Raw genomic sequence first — 15192 nt, 5'->3', positions numbered from 1 at the left:
GTACTCGCCGCGGCAATGCTGCGGCCCCGGCGCGGCCGCGCCTGAACACACACCACACCCTTCGGAGATCCCTCATGTCTGAATGGCTGGTCCTGGCTGCCGCGATGGCCGCCGCCTGCGCCGTCGTCCTTGTCATCACGCTGCTCAGGCAGCACAGGCTGCACCGGGCGGGGACACCCGACGAGGAGGACGGCGCCGAGACCCCTGACGTCCTCGAGTACATGACGATGATGGTCGGCGTCGTGTACGCGATCGTGCTCGGTCTGGCCATCGCGGGCGTCTGGGAGGCGCGCAGCGCCGCGCAGGACGACGTACGCCGCGAGGCACAGGCGCTGCACGAGGTCACCCAGCGCGCCCAGGTCTACCCCGTCCGCGTGCAGCAGCGCATCCGTACGGACATCGACCGGTACGTCTCCCATGTCGTCCACCAGGAGTGGCCGAGGATGGTCGAGAACAAGGAACTGCCCGACCGGGGTGCCCAGTTGCTCGGCACGGTACGGGCCGACATCGCGGAGCGGGCCCCGGCCGACGAGCTGGAGGCGCAGGCCTACCAGCCGCTGCTCGACCAGGTCGCCGTCGCCGACGACGCGCGCAACGCCCGGGCACAGAACGCGGGGGCGACGCTGCCGGGCGTCGTGTGGTTCGGGCTGATCACCGGGGCGCTGGTGACGGTCGGCCTGATCTTCACGCTGCAGATCGGCGGTACGTCACGGGAGCTGCTGCTCGCGGGCCTCTTCAGCGCCCTGATCGCCTTTCTGCTCTTCCTGGTCTGGGACTTCGACGCACCCTTCGGGCGGTCGGGCTCGGAGTCGGCGGACGCCTTCCGGCAGCTGTTCGCGAGCGCCGCGGGAAAGGGCTGACCGACGGCCGTCCGGGCGGTTCGGTCCTCGGCCAGCCTGCGCCTGCGCGGCGTGGCCGCCCGGCCCCGCGGCTCACTTGTGCGCGTGCTCCCCGACGTAGAAGAGCAGATACACAAAACCGGCGAAGAGGTGCGTCGCGAAGATATAGACGAAGACGCGCAGCGCAACGCCGCGCTCCTTCCAGCTCTCGCTCTCGCTCACCACAGCTCCGTTCCGTATGCGCCCTCGTCCGTATGCGCCCTCGCACCAGGGTACGAGCCCGCGGAATAGGGCGAGGGGGGTTGCCGTTGTAGGGTTTGGTTCAAGATTCAACCAACTGGACCCGAAGGTACTCAGTCCCCGAGAGGTGAGCTCATATGCAGTTCGGCATCTTCACGGTCGGCGACGTCACGACCGACCCGACCACCGGCCGTACGCCGAGCGAGCACGAGCGGATCAAGGCGATGATCGCCATCGCGCACAAGGCCGAGGAGGTCGGACTCGACGTCTTCGCGACCGGCGAGCACCACAACCCGCCGTTCGTCCCGTCGTCCCCGACGACGATCCTCGGGCACATAGCCGCCCGGACGGAGCGGCTGATCCTCTCCACCTCGACCACGCTGATCACCACCAACGACCCGGTGAAGATCGCCGAGGACTACGCGATGCTGCAGCACCTGGCCGACGGCCGGGTCGACCTGATGATGGGGCGCGGCAACACCGGTCCGGTCTATCCGTGGTTCGGCCAGGACATCCGGCAGGGCATCCCGCTCGCCCTCGAGAACTACGCGCTCCTCCACAGGCTGTGGAGGGAGGACGTCGTGGACTGGGAGGGCACGTTCCGTACGCCGCTGCAGTCCTTCACCTCGACGCCGCGGCCGCTGGACGGGGTCCCGCCGTTCGTCTGGCACGGCTCCATCCGCTCCCCCGAGATCGCCGAGCAGGCCGCGTACTACGGCGACGGCTTCTTCCACAACAACATCTTCTGGCCGATGGAGCACACCAGGAAGATGGTCGACCTCTACCGGCAGCGGTACGCGCACTACGGGCACGGCACGGCCGAGCAGGCCATCGTCGGCCTGGGCGGACAGGTCTTCATGCGGAAGAACTCCCAGGACGCGATCGCCGAGTTCCGGCCCTACTTCGACAACGCACCGGTGTACGGGCACGGCCCCTCGCTGGAGGACTTCACCGAGCAGACCCCGCTGACCGTCGGCTCCCCGCAGGAGGTCATCGAGCGGACCCTCGGCTTCCGTGAGTCCGTCGGCGACTACCAGCGCCAGCTCTTCCTGATGGACCACGCGGGACTTCCGCTGAAGACGGTCCTGGAGCAGCTCGACCTGCTCGGCGAGGAGGTCGTACCGGTGCTGCGCAAGGAGTTCGCCGGCCTGCGGCCGGCCGGTGTGCCGGAGACCGCCCCGCTCCACCCGGCCCTGCAGGCGCAGAAGGAGGCTTGATCACCATGAGGACGCTGAAGCTGGTGGCGGTATCGGCCGGACTGAGCGTGCCGTCGTCGACCCGGCTGCTGGCGGACCGGCTGGCGGAGGCCGTACGCGGCACTCTCGCCGAGCGGGACGTGGAGGTTCAGGTGCGCGTCGTCGAGCTGCGTGAGCTGGCCGTGCCCATCGCCAACCACCTGGTGACCGGGTTCCCGGCGCCGGCACTCGGCGAGGCCATCGAGGCGGTGACGGAGGCGGACGGCCTGATCGCCGTGACGCCCGTCTTCAAGGCCTCGTACAGCGGGCTGTTCAAGTCCTTCTTCGATCTGACCGAGCCGGACGCGCTCACCGGGAAGCCGGTGCTGATCGCGGCGACGGGCGGCACCGCACGTCACTCGCTGGTGCTCGAGCACGCGCTGCGGCCGCTCTTCGCCCATCTGCGGGCGCTGGTCGTGCCGACGGCGGTGTACGCGGCGTCGGAGGACTGGGGCGGGACCGGCGACACGCTCACTGACACCCTGCCGGTGCGGATCGGGCGCGCGGGCGGCGAGCTCGCGGGCCTGATGGCGGCCGGGGCCGCCCGTACGCCCGAACTGGTGCACGCGGCCGCGATCGGCTGATCGGCTCCGCGGACGGGTCTACGAAGAACGCCTGACGGCTCTGAGCCGGGCAGCTCAGAGCCGCGGAGGCGGGAGGCGGTCCCGGTCAGACGGCCACCACATCGGCGACGACGCACGCGATGTTGTCGGGGCCGCCCGCGCGATGGGCGTGCGCGATCAGTTCCCGTACTGCCTCGTCCGGATCGGCGAAGGCGGCGACGGACCGCCGTACGTCCTCCTCCGGTACCGCCGTGAACAGGCCGTCGGAGCACAGGAGATAGCGGTCGCCGTCCCGCGCCTCGTGCAGCCGCAGATCGGGGCGGGCGAGCCCCTCGCTGCCGTCGAGCGCCCGCAGCAGCATCGCCCGCTGGGGGTGGGACGCCGCCTCCTCGGGGCTGAGACTGCCCTCGTCGACCATCGACTGCACGACGGTGTGGTCATGGGTGATCCGGAAGAACTCCCCGCCGCGCAGCAGATAGGCGCGCGTGTCCCCGATGTGCACGAGCGCCAGCTGGGAGCCGGTCCACACCATCGCGGTCAGTGTCGTACCGGAGTCGGCGAGGCCGTTCACCGCGGCGTTGGCCCGGTGGACCGCGTCCTCAAGGGCGTTGAGCAGATCCCCGATCCGGGCGGACCCGGCTGCCTCGGCCTCCAGGGGTTTGAGCGCATCGATCGCCGCCGTGCTCGCGGGCGCGCCCTCGCCCCCGAACCCGTCGGCGACGGCGAGCAGTCGGGATGTGGCGTAGGCGGCGTCCTGGTTGGTCTCCCGTACGAGACCGCGGTCCGACCGTGCGGCGTAACGGATTCCCAGAGGTGCACTGAGCTGAGACATCGCGTCGGTGTCCTTCCCTGACAGCTGGTCGACGAGGAAGGAGGCCAGATCGCGGCGCGCGGAAGTCTCGGCCTCCACCTGCGCCCAGTACGTCCGGATGTCCCGGGCTGCCGCGGCCGCGTCCGTCGCGCACAGGTCGCAGACGTCCCGGATACGGGCCAGCGGCATCCCGATCCGCCGCAGCCACGCCACCAGCCGGGCCCGTTCCAGCTGCGTCTCGTCGTAGTACCGGTAGCCGGTGAACGAGTCGACGCGGGCCGGTGGCAGCAGCCCCAACTCGTCATAGCGACGCAGTGCCTTGGCGGACAGCCGGGATGCGCGGGCGAACGCACCGATGGTCAGCAGACCCATGCTCTCCTCCTCGTACCGGGCGCTTCGCCCGGCCCCACCGATGCTGGAGCTTCCCCGGGGGAGAAGGTCAAGACAGACAGTGGCGCGCGGTCGCCGGATCGGATCCGGCGGCCGCGCGAGGACCAGAAACCCGCAGGTCAGTCCGCTCTGTTGTGGAAGACGTAGAAGCTCCCGACGAGCATCATCCCGCCGAAGACGAGCCCCGTCACCACGGCCGTCAGCACGCTGGCCCCGGTCAGGCTGTGCAGGAACCCGAGGGCGATGCCGCACAGCGCCCCGTACGCACCGGCGTGCAGCTCGGGCGTCAGAGCGTGCTGGATGCGGCCGAGCCCGAACGCCACCGCCGCGAAGACCAGTCCGGCGACCACGCCGTAGAGGACGTCCCCCCACTCGAGGGGCGCTCCCTCGCGGCGGAGGAACCCCGCCATGAAGCCGAAGAAGGCGCCCAGGGTGACGGGCATCGCCCAGCCGAGAGAACCGTGGTGCCGTGCGGGCAGTGCTTGCTGTGCGGCCATGGCGGGCTCCTTCCCTCTCGTCCCCCGCGTCCTTCTTTCAGAGCACACCCGGGCGGGCCGGGTGGCAAGTCAGCGGGCGTACGAACCCGTGCGGCTTCCCGGGCCGCGATCGGCCCCGACAGGCCCCGGCCGGTCCGCGCCCGATCCTCGGCCGATCCGCCCCGACAGGTCCGCGCCGACCGGTCCACGCCCGGTCGGCGGAGCAACGCTCGCGCCCGCCTCGGCGCCCACGTTCCCTGGAGGTGTGCGGAGCTTCCTCTCATCGGTGTCGGCGGTGCTGATCGTCCTCGTGGCGCTGCTGACTCCGCTGAGCGCGCTCGCCGTCTGGGCGGACCGGGAGATCGGCGACTCCGACGGGTACATCGCGGCGATGGAGCCGCTGGCCTCGGACCCCGCGGTGCAGAACGCGGTTGCCACGCGGATCACCGACGAGGCGATGAAGAAGTTCGACGGGGGTCCTTACCGGGAGGGCGTACGGAATCTGCTGCACGAGGCGGTGGTCTCCTTCTCCGGCACGGAGTCCTTCCGGGCCGTGTGGAACACGGTGAACCGGGCCGCCCACAGGGCGGTCGAGGAGGGGCTCAGCAGCGACAGCGAGGACGCGGTCTCCATGGATCTGGCGCCGGTCATCGAGCAGGTGAAGCGGCAGCTCGACGAGGACGGGGTGCCGTTCGCGGAACAGATCCCGGTCGGGCATACGCGGATCACGATCCTGGAGTCCGACGAGCTGGGGGTGGCACGGGAGGTCTTCGACGGCCTGCGGCTCGCCGGACTCTGGCTCCCGGTCACGACCCTGCTGCTCGCGTCGTCCGCGCTGCTCCTCGCGTCCCGCCGGGCCCGCACCCTGACCACGCTCGGCCTCGCGCTCTCCGCGGGCGCGGTGCTCCTGCGGATCGCGCTCACGGTGGGTCGTGGCCTGGCACTCGACGACCTGCCGCCGGACGTGGACCGGGCGGCGGCGGGGGCGGTGTACGACGCGCTGACGTCGACGTTGGTGAGGACAGGGTGGTGGGTGATGTGGGTGGGGCTGGCGGTGGGGGCGCTGGCGTGGGTCTGTGGGCGACGGATGGCCGTGGTGTGTTCCGGCGCCGACGCCCCCGCACCCCTGTAGCGGCAGCATCGCACCGCCCGAATCCCGCGCGCGTGGGAAGGATCCGCGGCTCGTCAGCGCAAGGAACTCATACTTTCCGCGCTGAGTTGGGCGAACTCGTACGCGTCGTGGGACGAGAAGATACGGATCAGCCTCGGGTCCGCCCTGCGCAGGTCGCGCAGGCGCTCGAGCTGCATCAGCCGCTGGCCGTGGTTCTCCGCGACCAGGCGCTGGTGGAGAGCGACCGGCCGTGGGCAGCGGGGGCGGCGCAGGTCCAGTTCGCCGTGGAAGAAGTACGCATCGCCCGCGTGCAGCAGCCACCGCTCCGGCTGCTGGACCGCCACCGCGCAGTGGCCCCGGGTGTGCCCCGGCAGCGGCACCAGCAGGATGTCGGGGGAGCGCAGTACCCGTGCCGCCGCGAAGCCGTGCCAGGTGGAGTCCGCCGTGTCGTGGACGATCCACTGCGGGCCGTGGCCCCACTGCGCGGTGACATAACGCCCGGCGTCCAGGCGGGTGTCGCGCCGCATCGCCGCCCGGTACTCGTCCGCCATCACATGGACCCGCGCCTCGGGGAAGTCGCCGAGACCTCCCGCGTGGTCGAGGTCGAGATGGGTCAGGACGATGTCCCGTACCTCGTACGGGTCGTATCCCAGCGCCCGGATCTGGTGAAAGGCCGTGCGCGACGGGTCCAGCGTCGGACGCATGGTCCTGCGGAAGAACATCCCGAGCCGCCGCGGATCGGAGACGTCCGCGGTGCCCAGGCCCGTGTCGACGAGGACAAGGCCGCTGCCCGTGACGACCAGCAGGCAGTGGGCGACCAGCGGGGTGCCGCCGACGGGATGCATCGGGGCACAGTCGAGGTGGTGGACGGTGGGCCAGGACATGCGGTGACTCCGGCTACGCGGGGAGGGGGAGGGACGGGGCGAGGCCGAGCCGGCCGAGGATCCATGCGACGAGAGCCTCGTGCGCTTCCTGCGTCATCTTCCGGGCCCCCCAAGCCAATTCGTTCCGTACTTACGCCGTAAGTACCGGAACCGAGGGAAGCACTTACGCTGTAAGTCGTCAAGGAGTAGGACCAGACTCCGCGAAACCCCCTCAGGAGCACCGCGATGTCTGACGGAACAACCCGTCAACGCCCCACGGAGCGCGGCACCTCGGCCGACCGGCTGTCGGCGAAGAGTCCGTCTTCCCGTGAACCGCTGTCCCGCGAGCGGATCATCCTGGCCGCGCTGGAAGTCATCGACGACGAGGGCGTGGACGCCCTTTCCATGCGGCGACTCGCCGCCGCCCTCGGTGTGCAGGCGATGTCGCTCTACAACCATGTGGACGGCAAGGCGGACGTCCTCGACGGGGTCACGGAGCACATCACCACCGAGATGCAGCTGTCCCGGCGGCCCGGCGTCGGCTGGGAGGACGGCATCCGATCGGTCGCGCACGGCTTCCGGCGGGCATCGCTGCGTCATCCGCGCGCCTGCGAGCTGGTCCTCACCCGCCAGCTCGCTTCCCCTGGAGCGCTCCCGACCATCAACTGCTCCCTCTCCGTCCTGCTCGACCACGGCTTCGACGAGGCCGCCGCCGTGCATGCCCTGCGGCTGCTCATCGCCTTCCAGGTCGGCTCGATGCTGCGGGAGTTCCATTCGCCCGCGTTCAAGGGAGAGGCGGAGTCAGCGGTGCAGGAACGCAGAGAGCATCTGGAGAAGTCGGGGTTCCCCGCCGTGGCCAGACTCGCCCCGATACTGGCGGAGATCGACCACGATGCGGAGTTCTCCTTCGGGGTCGAACTGCTGATCAGCGCGCTGCGCCGGTACGCCCCCGAGTGAGTTGCGGCGAATTGCCGCGACAGCCGCAACCAAGTCGCTGAAACTGACGTCGACGGACATACACGCACACCCTCGGCCACACTGCACGCACGCGGCCACGCACCCCTCGGCCACGCACACCCTCGGCTCGGAGGCCGGTTTGGACAGCGCCATCTCGACGTCGGCCCCGGCCGCCGAGCCGGACGTCCGCCCCTCGGGCGGCCGACGCGCCGCGGCCTGGCTGGCGGGGCTGCTGCTGCTCGCCCTCAGCGCGGTCGCCGCCTGCCGCGCCGCGAACACCGACGGCATCACCCCCGTGACCCAGCTGCTGGCCTTCCTGCCCTGGCTGCTGGTGCCGGCCGGGGCCGCCCTGCTGCTCGCCCTGCTCGCGCGCTGGCGCACCGGCATGTTCTGGGCGGTCGCCGTCCTCGCGGTCACCGGCTGGTACGTCAGGCCGTACGACACCGGGCTCACCGACGAACCGCCCGGCCGGGTCGTCGCCGGCCTCGAAGTGCTCACATCGAACCTCGAGTTCGGCAACGCCACCGAGGGGCTGCTTGCGACCGTCCGCCGCGAACAGCCGGACATCGTCTTCGTCCAGGAGTGCGCCCGCGCCTGCTCGGACGCGCTCGCGGCGAAGGTCTCCCGCACCGACTACCCGTACCGCAATGTCGTCGAGGGCGGCGCGGCCTCCGGCTCGGCGATCCTCAGCAAGTACCCGCTGCGCGCGGCCCCTGGGATCGAGAGCACGCTGGCGATGCCCGGCGCGGTGGCCGACGTCGCCGGCCATCCCGTGAACCTTCAGCTCGTACACCCGCTGCCGCCCTTCCCCGGCGGCGTGGCCGACTGGCGCAGAGAACTCGGCCTGGTACGTACCTACGCCCGCGAGGTCAAGGGCCGGCCGACCCTCGTCGCCGGTGACTTCAACGCCACCCAGGACCACGCCGCATTCCGCCGGATCCTGGACGCGGGCGGCCTGCGCGACAGCGCCACCCTCGTGGGCGCGGCCCACACCCCGTCCTGGCCGGCCACCGTCCGCCGCCCGCTCGGCACGCAGATCGACCATGTGCTGGTCAGCAAGGACTTCTCGGTACGCAAGGCCCGCTTCCTGGACCTGCCGGCCACCGACCACCGCTCGCTGCTCGTCGAGATCGAACTGCACGAACCGCGCTGACGTGTCCTGATTCCGGTTTTGACCCCGCAGGGCTTGCTCCCGTACGCCTCCATGAGGCATGTCTTGACCATGGAGACCCGAGCGGGACGGCTGTCCCCACCCGACTGGCTGCTCAAGGGCCTGCTGCCGCAGTCGGCGCCCATCCCCTGGGCCGCCGTCGCACGTGCCTCCGTCGCGCTGGCCGCGCCGCTCGCGGTCGGACTCGCGATCGGTCAGCCGCAGTACGGCGCGCTGGTGTCGATGGGTGCGCTCTCGGGCGTCATCAGCGACACCGCCGACTCGTACCGGATGCGGATCTTCACTATCGCGGTCCCGCAGTTCTTCGGCGCCGTCGGCGTCACGCTCGGCACGCTGGTGTACGGGGACGGCTGGCTCGCGGTCGCCGCGCTGACCCTGGTCGCGCTCGTCTCCGGGATGATCTCCTCGATCGGCGCGGTGGCGTCCGTGTCCGGGCTGCTGCTCCTGCTCAACGCGGTGGTGGGCGCGGGGCTGCCGATGCCCGGGCCGTGGTGGAAGGCCCCGCTGCTGCTCACGCTCGGCGGCATGTTCGTGCTCGTACTGACGCTGCTGGCCTGGCCGTTGCGCGGCCGGGAGCCGGAGCGGGCCGCGGTCGCGGGTGCGTACCGCAGCGTCGCCGATCTGATGGCGGCCGCGGGCACTTCGGCGTACGACGACAAGCGCCAGACCGTCACCGACTCCCTCAACACCTCGTACGACCTGATCCTCGCCCGGCGGGCCGGCGAACACGGGCGGCGCAGCCCGCTCGTACGGCTGCTCGCGCAGTTGAACGTGCTCATCCCGCTCGTCGAGGCGGCCGCGGCGGCGCATCTGCACGGGCGGGCCTCACGGCGGCCCGAAATCGCCCAGGTGGTACGGGACTTGGCGGACGCGGTCGACGAGGGCCGCAGCGAGGCCCCCGAGCTGGAGCTGCCCCGGCCCGAGGGACCGGCCGACCGCGCCGTGGAGGCCGCGCTGCGGCACGCCGCGGTGGTCGTGCACAAGCCGGATCCCGATCCGTACAACGTCGACGACCGGCTCGGGCGGCCCGCGGCACTGCGCATCCGCGTCCGGCGCGGGGCCCGGAACGTGCTGCTCTCCGAATCCTCCTGGCGCTACGGGCTGCGGCTCGCACTCTGCATCGGCCTCGCGCAGTCGCTGGTCTCGCTGGTGCCCGTGCCCCGCTCGTACTGGGTCGCCCTCACCGTCACCTTCGTTCTGAAGCCCGACTTCGGCTCGGTCTTCTCCCGGGCGGTACTGCGGGCGCTCGGCACGGCGGCGGGGCTGGTCGTCGCGGCGGCAGTGCTCTCCCAGGTGCCGCGCGGTTGGTGGGACGTGCCGGTGATGATGGTCCTCGCGGCGCTCATCCCCGCGTTCTCCGCGAAGGGGTATGCCTTCCAGACCGCGGCCATCACGCCGGTGATCCTGCTGCTCTCCGACGTCCTCAACCACCAGGGTTTCCACCTGGTCCTGCCCCGGCTGGTGGACAGTCTCATAGGCTGCGCGATCGCGCTGGTCGCGGGCTATCTGCTCTGGCCGGAGAGCTGGCACACCCGCGTCGGCGACCGGCTGGCGACGGCGGTGGACGACGCGGCGAGGTATGTGGCGTACGCGTTCGGGTCCCCGTCGGGGGAGGACCACGGGGAGCGGGTGCGCAGACGGCGGCGGATCTACCGCGATCTGTCGTCGGTGCGCTTGGAGTTCCAGCGCGCGCTGACCGAACCGCCGCCGGTGGGCGCGCGGGCGGCGGCATGGTGGCCGCTGGTCGTCGCCGTCGAACGCGTCGTGGACGCGACGACGGCGGCGCGCGTCCGGGTCAACCACGGCGCCCAGCCGCCGACGCGGCCGGAGGTCGATGAGATCGAGCAGCAGCTGCGGGAGCTGGCGGCGGGGGTGCGGAGCAGCGAGGTGCTGGTGGAGGTCAGGGCGGAGCTGACGGGGGACGAGGAGGGGGTGCTGGGCCCACTGCGGCGGGAGGTCCAGGCCGCAAGAGCAATTGCGTCACCGGAGCGGCCGGGGTGACGGGGTCGGCCATGGTGACGGGGTCGCTCGGGATCACCGGGCCGAACCCGCCGGCCGTAGCGGGAGGCACGGCCGATCAGAGCGCCAGCACCTCGCGGGCCGCCCGCTCGCCCGAGCGCACAGCCCCTTCCATCAGCCCGTGCATCAGCGTCGCCGTCTCCGTGCTCGCCCAGTGGATCCGCCCCACCGGCCGGCGCAGTGCCGGGCCATAGCTGGTCAGCGCGCCGGGCGGGAAGTGGCCGACCATCCCGCCCAGCGACCACGGCTCGGCGGACCAGTCGGTTTCCAGGTAGCCGCTGGGTGACTGCGCCCGCGGGCCGAACCGCTCGGCGAGCGCCTTCAGCCACACGTCCCGCCGCTCCTTGGGCTCCAGGCGTCCCATCTCCAGGGCGCCGGGGCCGAACGCGAAGGTGCTGAGTACCCCCGGCCGTCCCGAGCGCGGCGTCTGGTCGATGGTGACCGAGACGGGCGACTGCGGCGCCAGCGTCTGTCCCGACAGGAGCTGCTCCCGCCAGAACGGCTCCGGGTAGACCGTGTGCACCCGGAAGACCGCCCCGGGCACCACCCGTTGCAGGAGGTGGTGGTGGTCGGCGGGCAGCGGCGGATCGAAGGCGATCCGGCCGGCCAGCAGGGGTGGCGTCGCCACGATCACCCGCCCCGCCCGCACGGTGAGCGTGTCGCAGCGGACCTCCACGTCCGTCCCGTTGTGCGTGATCTGCCGGACCGGACAGGACAGATGAACCGCATCGCCCAGGCGCTCGGCCATCCGGCGGGCCAGCTCCGGCGCCCCGCCGTCCACCAGATGGGTCTCGGTCCGCCGGCTGTCGGTGTAGTAGCTGAAACCGCCGCCGCCCCGGGCCTGGACCAGCGCCCCCAGCAGCGAGACTTCCGCCGGGTCGGCACAGAACACCAGATTCATCGACGCCGTGGCGAGGATGCGGGCCGTGTTCGAGGGCAGGTTGAGCGGGTTGGAGAGCCACTCCCCGAGCGTGCGGGCGTCCAGTGCCCGGGCGCCGTGTGCCTTCCAGGGGGCGTCGGCCGGAAGCCGCCGCGCCATCCGGTCCAGGCGCATGAACGCCACGCCGAGTGAGGCGACCGCCGCCGGTCCGATCTTGGGGATCAGCCCCCGGTAGCGGTGGTTGACGCCGTCCAGGCGCAGGATCTGATCACCCTGCTCGTACTGCGGGTACACCTCCAGGCCGACCTCCCGGCAGAGGTCGAACATCCGCTCCTGGCCCTTGCCCAGCCAGGAGCCGCCCGCCGAGATCACCGGGCCCTCGGGCAGCTCGCGGTTCCACACCCGCCCGCCGACCCGGTCCCGGGCCTCGAGCACCACCACCTCGCGGCCGGCCTGCGCCAGCTGCCGCGCGGCGGCCAGACCGGCGAAACCCGCACCTACCACGCACACATCCGCATCCCGGCGTTCCATGGCTCACCTCCGGGGTGCAGCTTTACCGCCCGCGGCCGGTCACGCGCGGCGGGTCACCCACCCGAGGAGGATGAGAACCCGTCCGACGCAGCGCGCTGGAGGCGTTCCAGTTCGCGGCGGTCCCGCTTGGTCGGCCGCCCCGCGCCCCGGTCCCGTACCGCCGCCGGCGCCACGAACTCCCGCGGTGGGGGCGGCGGGCTGTTGTCCACGTAGCACTGGGCCGCCACCGGTGGGCCCACCCTCTTGCGGACGATCTTCGAGACGACCACCAGCCGTTCCCGGCCCGCGTGGAACAGCCGCACCTGGTCACCCGTACGCACCGTGTGCGCCGGCTTGACCCGTTCACCGTTCACCCGGACATGGCCGGCCCGGCATGCCGACGCGGCCTGGGAGCGGGTCTTTGTGAGCCGTACGGACCAGATCCAGGCGTCGACCCGTACGGTCTGCTCGTCCGAAACCTCTGCAGCCATGCACCGACTGTATTCCGTCCGTGCCGCCGGCACCGGAGAGCACCGCCCCCTCACCACGGAGCACACATCCGACTACGATGCGCACGTCCTCCCTTTACGGAGGCGGCACGAGGGCATTCGGAGAGTCGTATGCGCAGCAGCTCCGGCAGAAGCTCCAGCAGAGCCAGCAGAGGGCTTCAGCCCAATGTCCTCGGCACCTTCGACACCATCGTGATGGCCATCGCGGGCAGCGCCCCCGCCTACTCCATCGCGGCCACGACCGCCGTACTCGTCGCAGCCGTCGGCCTCGCCGGACCCGCCGCGCTGCTCTACTGCGCCATACCCATGCTCGGCATCGTCCTCGCCTTCCGAAGGCTCGGCAGGATCGACGTCAACGCGGGCGCCAGCTACTCCTGGGTGGCCCGAACCCTCCATCCCTTTCTGGGCTTTCTGTCCGGCTGGGCGCTGGTCGTCTCCGCGACCATCTTCATGGTGGCGGGCTCGCTCCCGGCCGGCGCGATGACGCTCGCGCTCTTCGAACCCGGTCTCGCCGACAACACCGTTCTCGCAACGGCCGTCGGCGCGGCCTGGTTCCTGGCGATGCTGCTCGTCGTCCTGGGCGGCGCGCGGATGACCGTACGCGCGCAGCTGCTGATGTCCGGCGTGGAGCTGGCGATACTGCTCTTCTTCGTCGTCGCCCTACTTCTGCGGGGCCGCGTCGCGACCGCCTTCGACTGGTCCTGGCTCGGCTTCTCGCACTTCGACGGAGCGGCCGGCTTCGCCTCCGGCGCGCTGGTCGCCGCCTTCTACTACTGGGGCTGGGACGTCACCAGCAACCTCAGCGAGGAGACCCGCGACAGCCGCCGTACAGCGGGATTCGCCGCGCTCGTCGGCGTCGGCGTCGTCTTCCTGCTCTTCGAGGCGTTCACGATCGCCGTGAACATGATCCTTACCCGCGAGCAGATCCGGGCCGGCGGCGCCAATGTGCTGGGCGCGCTCGGTGATGCGGTCTGGCCCGGCGTCGGCGGAAAGCTGCTGGTCGTAGCGGTGCTCCTGTCCACCGTCGCCACCTTGGAGACCACCCTGATCCAGGTCACGCGCTCGCTGTTCGCGATGGGCCGGGACCGTACGATGCCCGCCGCGCTCGGCGCCGTGCACCGCCGGTGGAACACCCCCTGGGTCGCGATCGCCGTCGTCGGCGCGGTGGCGCTCGCGATGTTCGTCGCCTCCACGGCGCTCGGTTCGGTCGGCGAGGTGCTCTCCGCGGCGGTCGCCGCGATAGGCCTGCAGATCGCGTTCTACTACGGGCTCGCGGGCATCGCCGCCGTCGTCGCGTACCGCAGGACGCTGCTGGCATCCGTACGGGACTTCGTCCTGGGCGGCGTATGGCCGCTGCTCGGGGCGCTGTTCATGCTCTGGATCCTCGTCGAGGCGCTGGGCGAGCTGAGCGCGGCCTCGATCGCGATCGGCATCGGCGGTCTCGCCGCCGGTCTGGTGCCGATGATCCGCTACTGGCGGCAGGGGAGTTCGTACTACCGTCCCGCACGGCTGGATGCGACCCGTGCCAAGGACGCCGAGGAGCGGTACGCCAACTCCGCTTCCCAGCATACGGATTACGCCGACAACGCGCTGGCGACGGACTTCTGAGGACGTGCCGGAGATGGCCGCGCACCGCCGCCGTGGCGGTTTCGTCCCGGACTTCGACCCCGCCTTCGGGGACCGGCCGCTCGCCGACGCCGTGCACGACATCGTCATCGGCCGCTGGCAGGGCGTACGGGATCTGCTGCGCGCCACCGGCGACGACTGGCCGCTGCGCACCCACCGGCTGCGGCTGCTCGCGCATGCGGCGGCGGGCTCGTCCGCGGTGGAGGCCTGGCGTGCGGCGGAGCCCCAAGACCCGGACGCGGCGGTGCTGCGTGCGGCGACGGAGGTCGTACGGGTCTTCCACCAGGTCATCGCGGCGGGCCGCGGGTCCGGGCTCGACGAGGCACGGCTCGATGCGACGGTGCTGGTCGCTCTGGGCGCGGCCGAGGCGCACCCGGCCGATCCGATGCCGTGGGTGTCGCTGCTGACGGTGGCCCGGCTGTACGGGACGGGGGTGTCACGGCGCGAACTGTGGCGCTGGTGGGACGAATTGCGCCGACGCGACCCTTACAACATCGAGGGCCATGTACAGCTGCTGCGCTACTACTCGGCGCGCTGGCACGGCACACACGGCAGGATGTACGACTTCGCCCGCGACGTGGCGGGCGCGGCGCCGCTCGGGTCGCCGCTGCAGGTTCTGGTGCAGATCGCACGGGTGGAGGAGTACCGGTACGCCACCGAGGGCGGCCGGGCCGCGGTGCGGGACTTCGGGCGGCACTGGCACCACGAGCTGGCGGTGACGGACGTGCGGCGCACCTGGGACCGCTGGATCGTAGGCCGTCCGGCGGGCCCCGCCGGACCCGAGGAGATCGGGGAGCTCAACTATCTGGCGCACGCGGCCTGTTATGCAGGGCTGAACGACGAGGCCCGCAGGCTCTTCGGACTCCTCGGGACACGGGCGGCGCGGGTGCCGTGGTCGTACACGGGGGACGCGGCGACGGAGTTCATGAGGTGGCGCGCACATGTGCGCGCCACCTCATGAGACGTCCTGGACCCCGTGAAGTCCGGGACCC

General features: G+C 71.5%; 15 protein-coding genes. 9 read left to right on the top strand and 6 right to left on the bottom strand.

Annotation, left to right across the window (positions count from 1 at the left end):
* Positions 1-74 precede the first annotated feature (74 nt).
* Positions 75-860: a hypothetical protein gene (locus ACI2LP_RS16680; RefSeq protein ID WP_404725240.1), complete on the top strand. Its 786-nt coding sequence runs from the start codon at positions 75-77 to the stop codon at positions 858-860.
* Positions 861-932: 72 nt separating this feature from the next.
* On the opposite strand, the gene ACI2LP_RS16675 is transcribed toward ACI2LP_RS16680, so the two are convergent.
* Positions 933-1061: a DUF6126 family protein gene (locus ACI2LP_RS16675; RefSeq protein WP_360877435.1), complete on the bottom strand. Its 129-nt coding sequence runs from the start codon at positions 1059-1061 to the stop codon at positions 933-935.
* Positions 1062-1216: 155 nt separating this feature from the next.
* On the opposite strand from ACI2LP_RS16675, the gene ACI2LP_RS16670 reads away from it, so the two are divergent.
* Positions 1217-2296 carry an LLM class flavin-dependent oxidoreductase gene (locus ACI2LP_RS16670; protein WP_404725239.1) on the top strand — a complete coding sequence of 360 codons (1080 nt, stop codon included), beginning with the start codon at positions 1217-1219 and terminating at the stop codon, positions 2294-2296.
* A gap of 5 nt (positions 2297-2301) precedes the next feature.
* Positions 2302-2898 (top strand): FMN reductase, encoded by a 597-nt coding sequence (locus ACI2LP_RS16665; RefSeq protein ID WP_404725238.1) that lies wholly within the window; start codon positions 2302-2304, stop codon positions 2896-2898.
* 85 nt (positions 2899-2983) lie between these two features.
* Here the strand turns inward: ACI2LP_RS16665 and ACI2LP_RS16660 are convergent, their stop codons facing one another.
* Together ACI2LP_RS16660 and ACI2LP_RS16655 are read right to left on the bottom strand one after the other, a co-directional pair.
* Positions 2984-4060, bottom strand: coding sequence for a MerR family transcriptional regulator (locus ACI2LP_RS16660; RefSeq protein ID WP_404725237.1), 1077 nt, complete (start codon positions 4058-4060; stop codon positions 2984-2986).
* Positions 4061-4197: 137 nt separating this feature from the next.
* Complete coding sequence (locus ACI2LP_RS16655; RefSeq protein ID WP_404725236.1) at positions 4198-4575, bottom strand: hypothetical protein; 378 nt, start codon at positions 4573-4575, stop codon at positions 4198-4200.
* A 244-nt stretch (positions 4576-4819) separates the two neighbouring features.
* On the opposite strand from ACI2LP_RS16655, the gene ACI2LP_RS16650 reads away from it, so the two are divergent.
* A complete protein-coding gene (locus ACI2LP_RS16650; protein WP_404725235.1) occupies positions 4820-5686 on the top strand; it encodes a hypothetical protein in 867 nt (288 codons plus the stop codon).
* A gap of 53 nt (positions 5687-5739) precedes the next feature.
* Here the strand turns inward: ACI2LP_RS16650 and ACI2LP_RS16645 are convergent, their stop codons facing one another.
* Complete coding sequence (locus tag ACI2LP_RS16645; protein WP_404725234.1) at positions 5740-6549, bottom strand: MBL fold metallo-hydrolase; 810 nt, start codon at positions 6547-6549, stop codon at positions 5740-5742.
* 225 nt (positions 6550-6774) lie between these two features.
* Here ACI2LP_RS16645 and ACI2LP_RS16640 point away from each other — a divergent pair, with 225 nt between their 5' ends.
* From ACI2LP_RS16640 to ACI2LP_RS16630, 3 genes are all read left to right on the top strand, one after another.
* Positions 6775-7485 carry a TetR/AcrR family transcriptional regulator C-terminal domain-containing protein gene (locus tag ACI2LP_RS16640; RefSeq protein WP_404725233.1) on the top strand — a complete coding sequence of 237 codons (711 nt, stop codon included), beginning with the start codon at positions 6775-6777 and terminating at the stop codon, positions 7483-7485.
* Between the two features lie 139 nt (positions 7486-7624).
* Positions 7625-8638: an endonuclease/exonuclease/phosphatase family protein gene (locus tag ACI2LP_RS16635; RefSeq protein WP_404725232.1), complete on the top strand. Its 1014-nt coding sequence runs from the start codon at positions 7625-7627 to the stop codon at positions 8636-8638.
* Between the two features lie 51 nt (positions 8639-8689).
* Positions 8690-10657 (top strand): FUSC family protein, encoded by a 1968-nt coding sequence (locus ACI2LP_RS16630; protein ID WP_404725231.1) that lies wholly within the window; start codon positions 8690-8692, stop codon positions 10655-10657.
* 76 nt (positions 10658-10733) lie between these two features.
* On the opposite strand, the gene ACI2LP_RS16625 is transcribed toward ACI2LP_RS16630, so the two are convergent.
* Both ACI2LP_RS16625 and ACI2LP_RS16620 read right to left on the bottom strand, forming a co-directional pair.
* Positions 10734-12086, bottom strand: a complete 1353-nt coding sequence (locus tag ACI2LP_RS16625) for a flavin monoamine oxidase family protein (RefSeq protein WP_404725230.1) — start codon at positions 12084-12086, stop codon at positions 10734-10736.
* A gap of 53 nt (positions 12087-12139) precedes the next feature.
* A complete protein-coding gene (locus ACI2LP_RS16620; RefSeq protein WP_404725229.1) occupies positions 12140-12556 on the bottom strand; it encodes an RNA-binding S4 domain-containing protein in 417 nt (138 codons plus the stop codon).
* 129 nt (positions 12557-12685) lie between these two features.
* On the opposite strand from ACI2LP_RS16620, the gene ACI2LP_RS16615 reads away from it, so the two are divergent.
* Positions 12686-14182, top strand: a complete 1497-nt coding sequence (locus ACI2LP_RS16615; protein ID WP_404725228.1) for an APC family permease — start codon at positions 12686-12688, stop codon at positions 14180-14182.
* Positions 14183-14195: 13 nt separating this feature from the next.
* Positions 14196-15161, top strand: coding sequence for a hypothetical protein (locus ACI2LP_RS16610; RefSeq protein ID WP_404725227.1), 966 nt, complete (start codon positions 14196-14198; stop codon positions 15159-15161).
* Positions 15162-15192 lie beyond the last annotated feature (31 nt).

Source organism: Streptomyces sp. NPDC019890 (genome assembly GCF_044903445.1).
GTDB lineage: Bacteria > Actinomycetota > Actinomycetes > Streptomycetales > Streptomycetaceae > Streptomyces.
The sequence above is the reverse complement of the archived record's forward strand: the minus strand, read 5'-3'. Positions and strand labels throughout refer to the sequence as shown.

What these genes read in the sequence shown, in the direction of transcription:
- ACI2LP_RS16680 (WP_404725240.1), top strand. Translation starts at nt 75, where the DNA reads ATGTCTGAATGGCTGGTCCTGGCTGCCGCGATGGCCGCCGCCTGCGCC.
- ACI2LP_RS16670 (WP_404725239.1), top strand. Translation starts at nt 1,217, where the DNA reads ATGCAGTTCGGCATCTTCACGGTCGGCGACGTCACGACCGACCCGACC.
- ACI2LP_RS16665 (WP_404725238.1), top strand. Translation starts at nt 2,302, where the DNA reads ATGAGGACGCTGAAGCTGGTGGCGGTATCGGCCGGACTGAGCGTGCCG.
- ACI2LP_RS16660 (WP_404725237.1), bottom strand. Translation starts at nt 4,060, where the DNA reads ATGGGTCTGCTGACCATCGGTGCGTTCGCCCGCGCATCCCGGCTGTCC.
- ACI2LP_RS16655 (WP_404725236.1), bottom strand. Translation starts at nt 4,575, where the DNA reads ATGGCCGCACAGCAAGCACTGCCCGCACGGCACCACGGTTCTCTCGGC.
- ACI2LP_RS16645 (WP_404725234.1), bottom strand. Translation starts at nt 6,549, where the DNA reads ATGTCCTGGCCCACCGTCCACCACCTCGACTGTGCCCCGATGCATCCC.
- ACI2LP_RS16640 (WP_404725233.1), top strand. Translation starts at nt 6,775, where the DNA reads ATGTCTGACGGAACAACCCGTCAACGCCCCACGGAGCGCGGCACCTCG.
- ACI2LP_RS16630 (WP_404725231.1), top strand. Translation starts at nt 8,690, where the DNA reads ATGAGGCATGTCTTGACCATGGAGACCCGAGCGGGACGGCTGTCCCCA.
- ACI2LP_RS16625 (WP_404725230.1), bottom strand. Translation starts at nt 12,086, where the DNA reads ATGGAACGCCGGGATGCGGATGTGTGCGTGGTAGGTGCGGGTTTCGCC.
- ACI2LP_RS16620 (WP_404725229.1), bottom strand. Translation starts at nt 12,556, where the DNA reads ATGGCTGCAGAGGTTTCGGACGAGCAGACCGTACGGGTCGACGCCTGG.
- ACI2LP_RS16615 (WP_404725228.1), top strand. Translation starts at nt 12,686, where the DNA reads ATGCGCAGCAGCTCCGGCAGAAGCTCCAGCAGAGCCAGCAGAGGGCTT.
- ACI2LP_RS16610 (WP_404725227.1), top strand. Translation starts at nt 14,196, where the DNA reads ATGGCCGCGCACCGCCGCCGTGGCGGTTTCGTCCCGGACTTCGACCCC.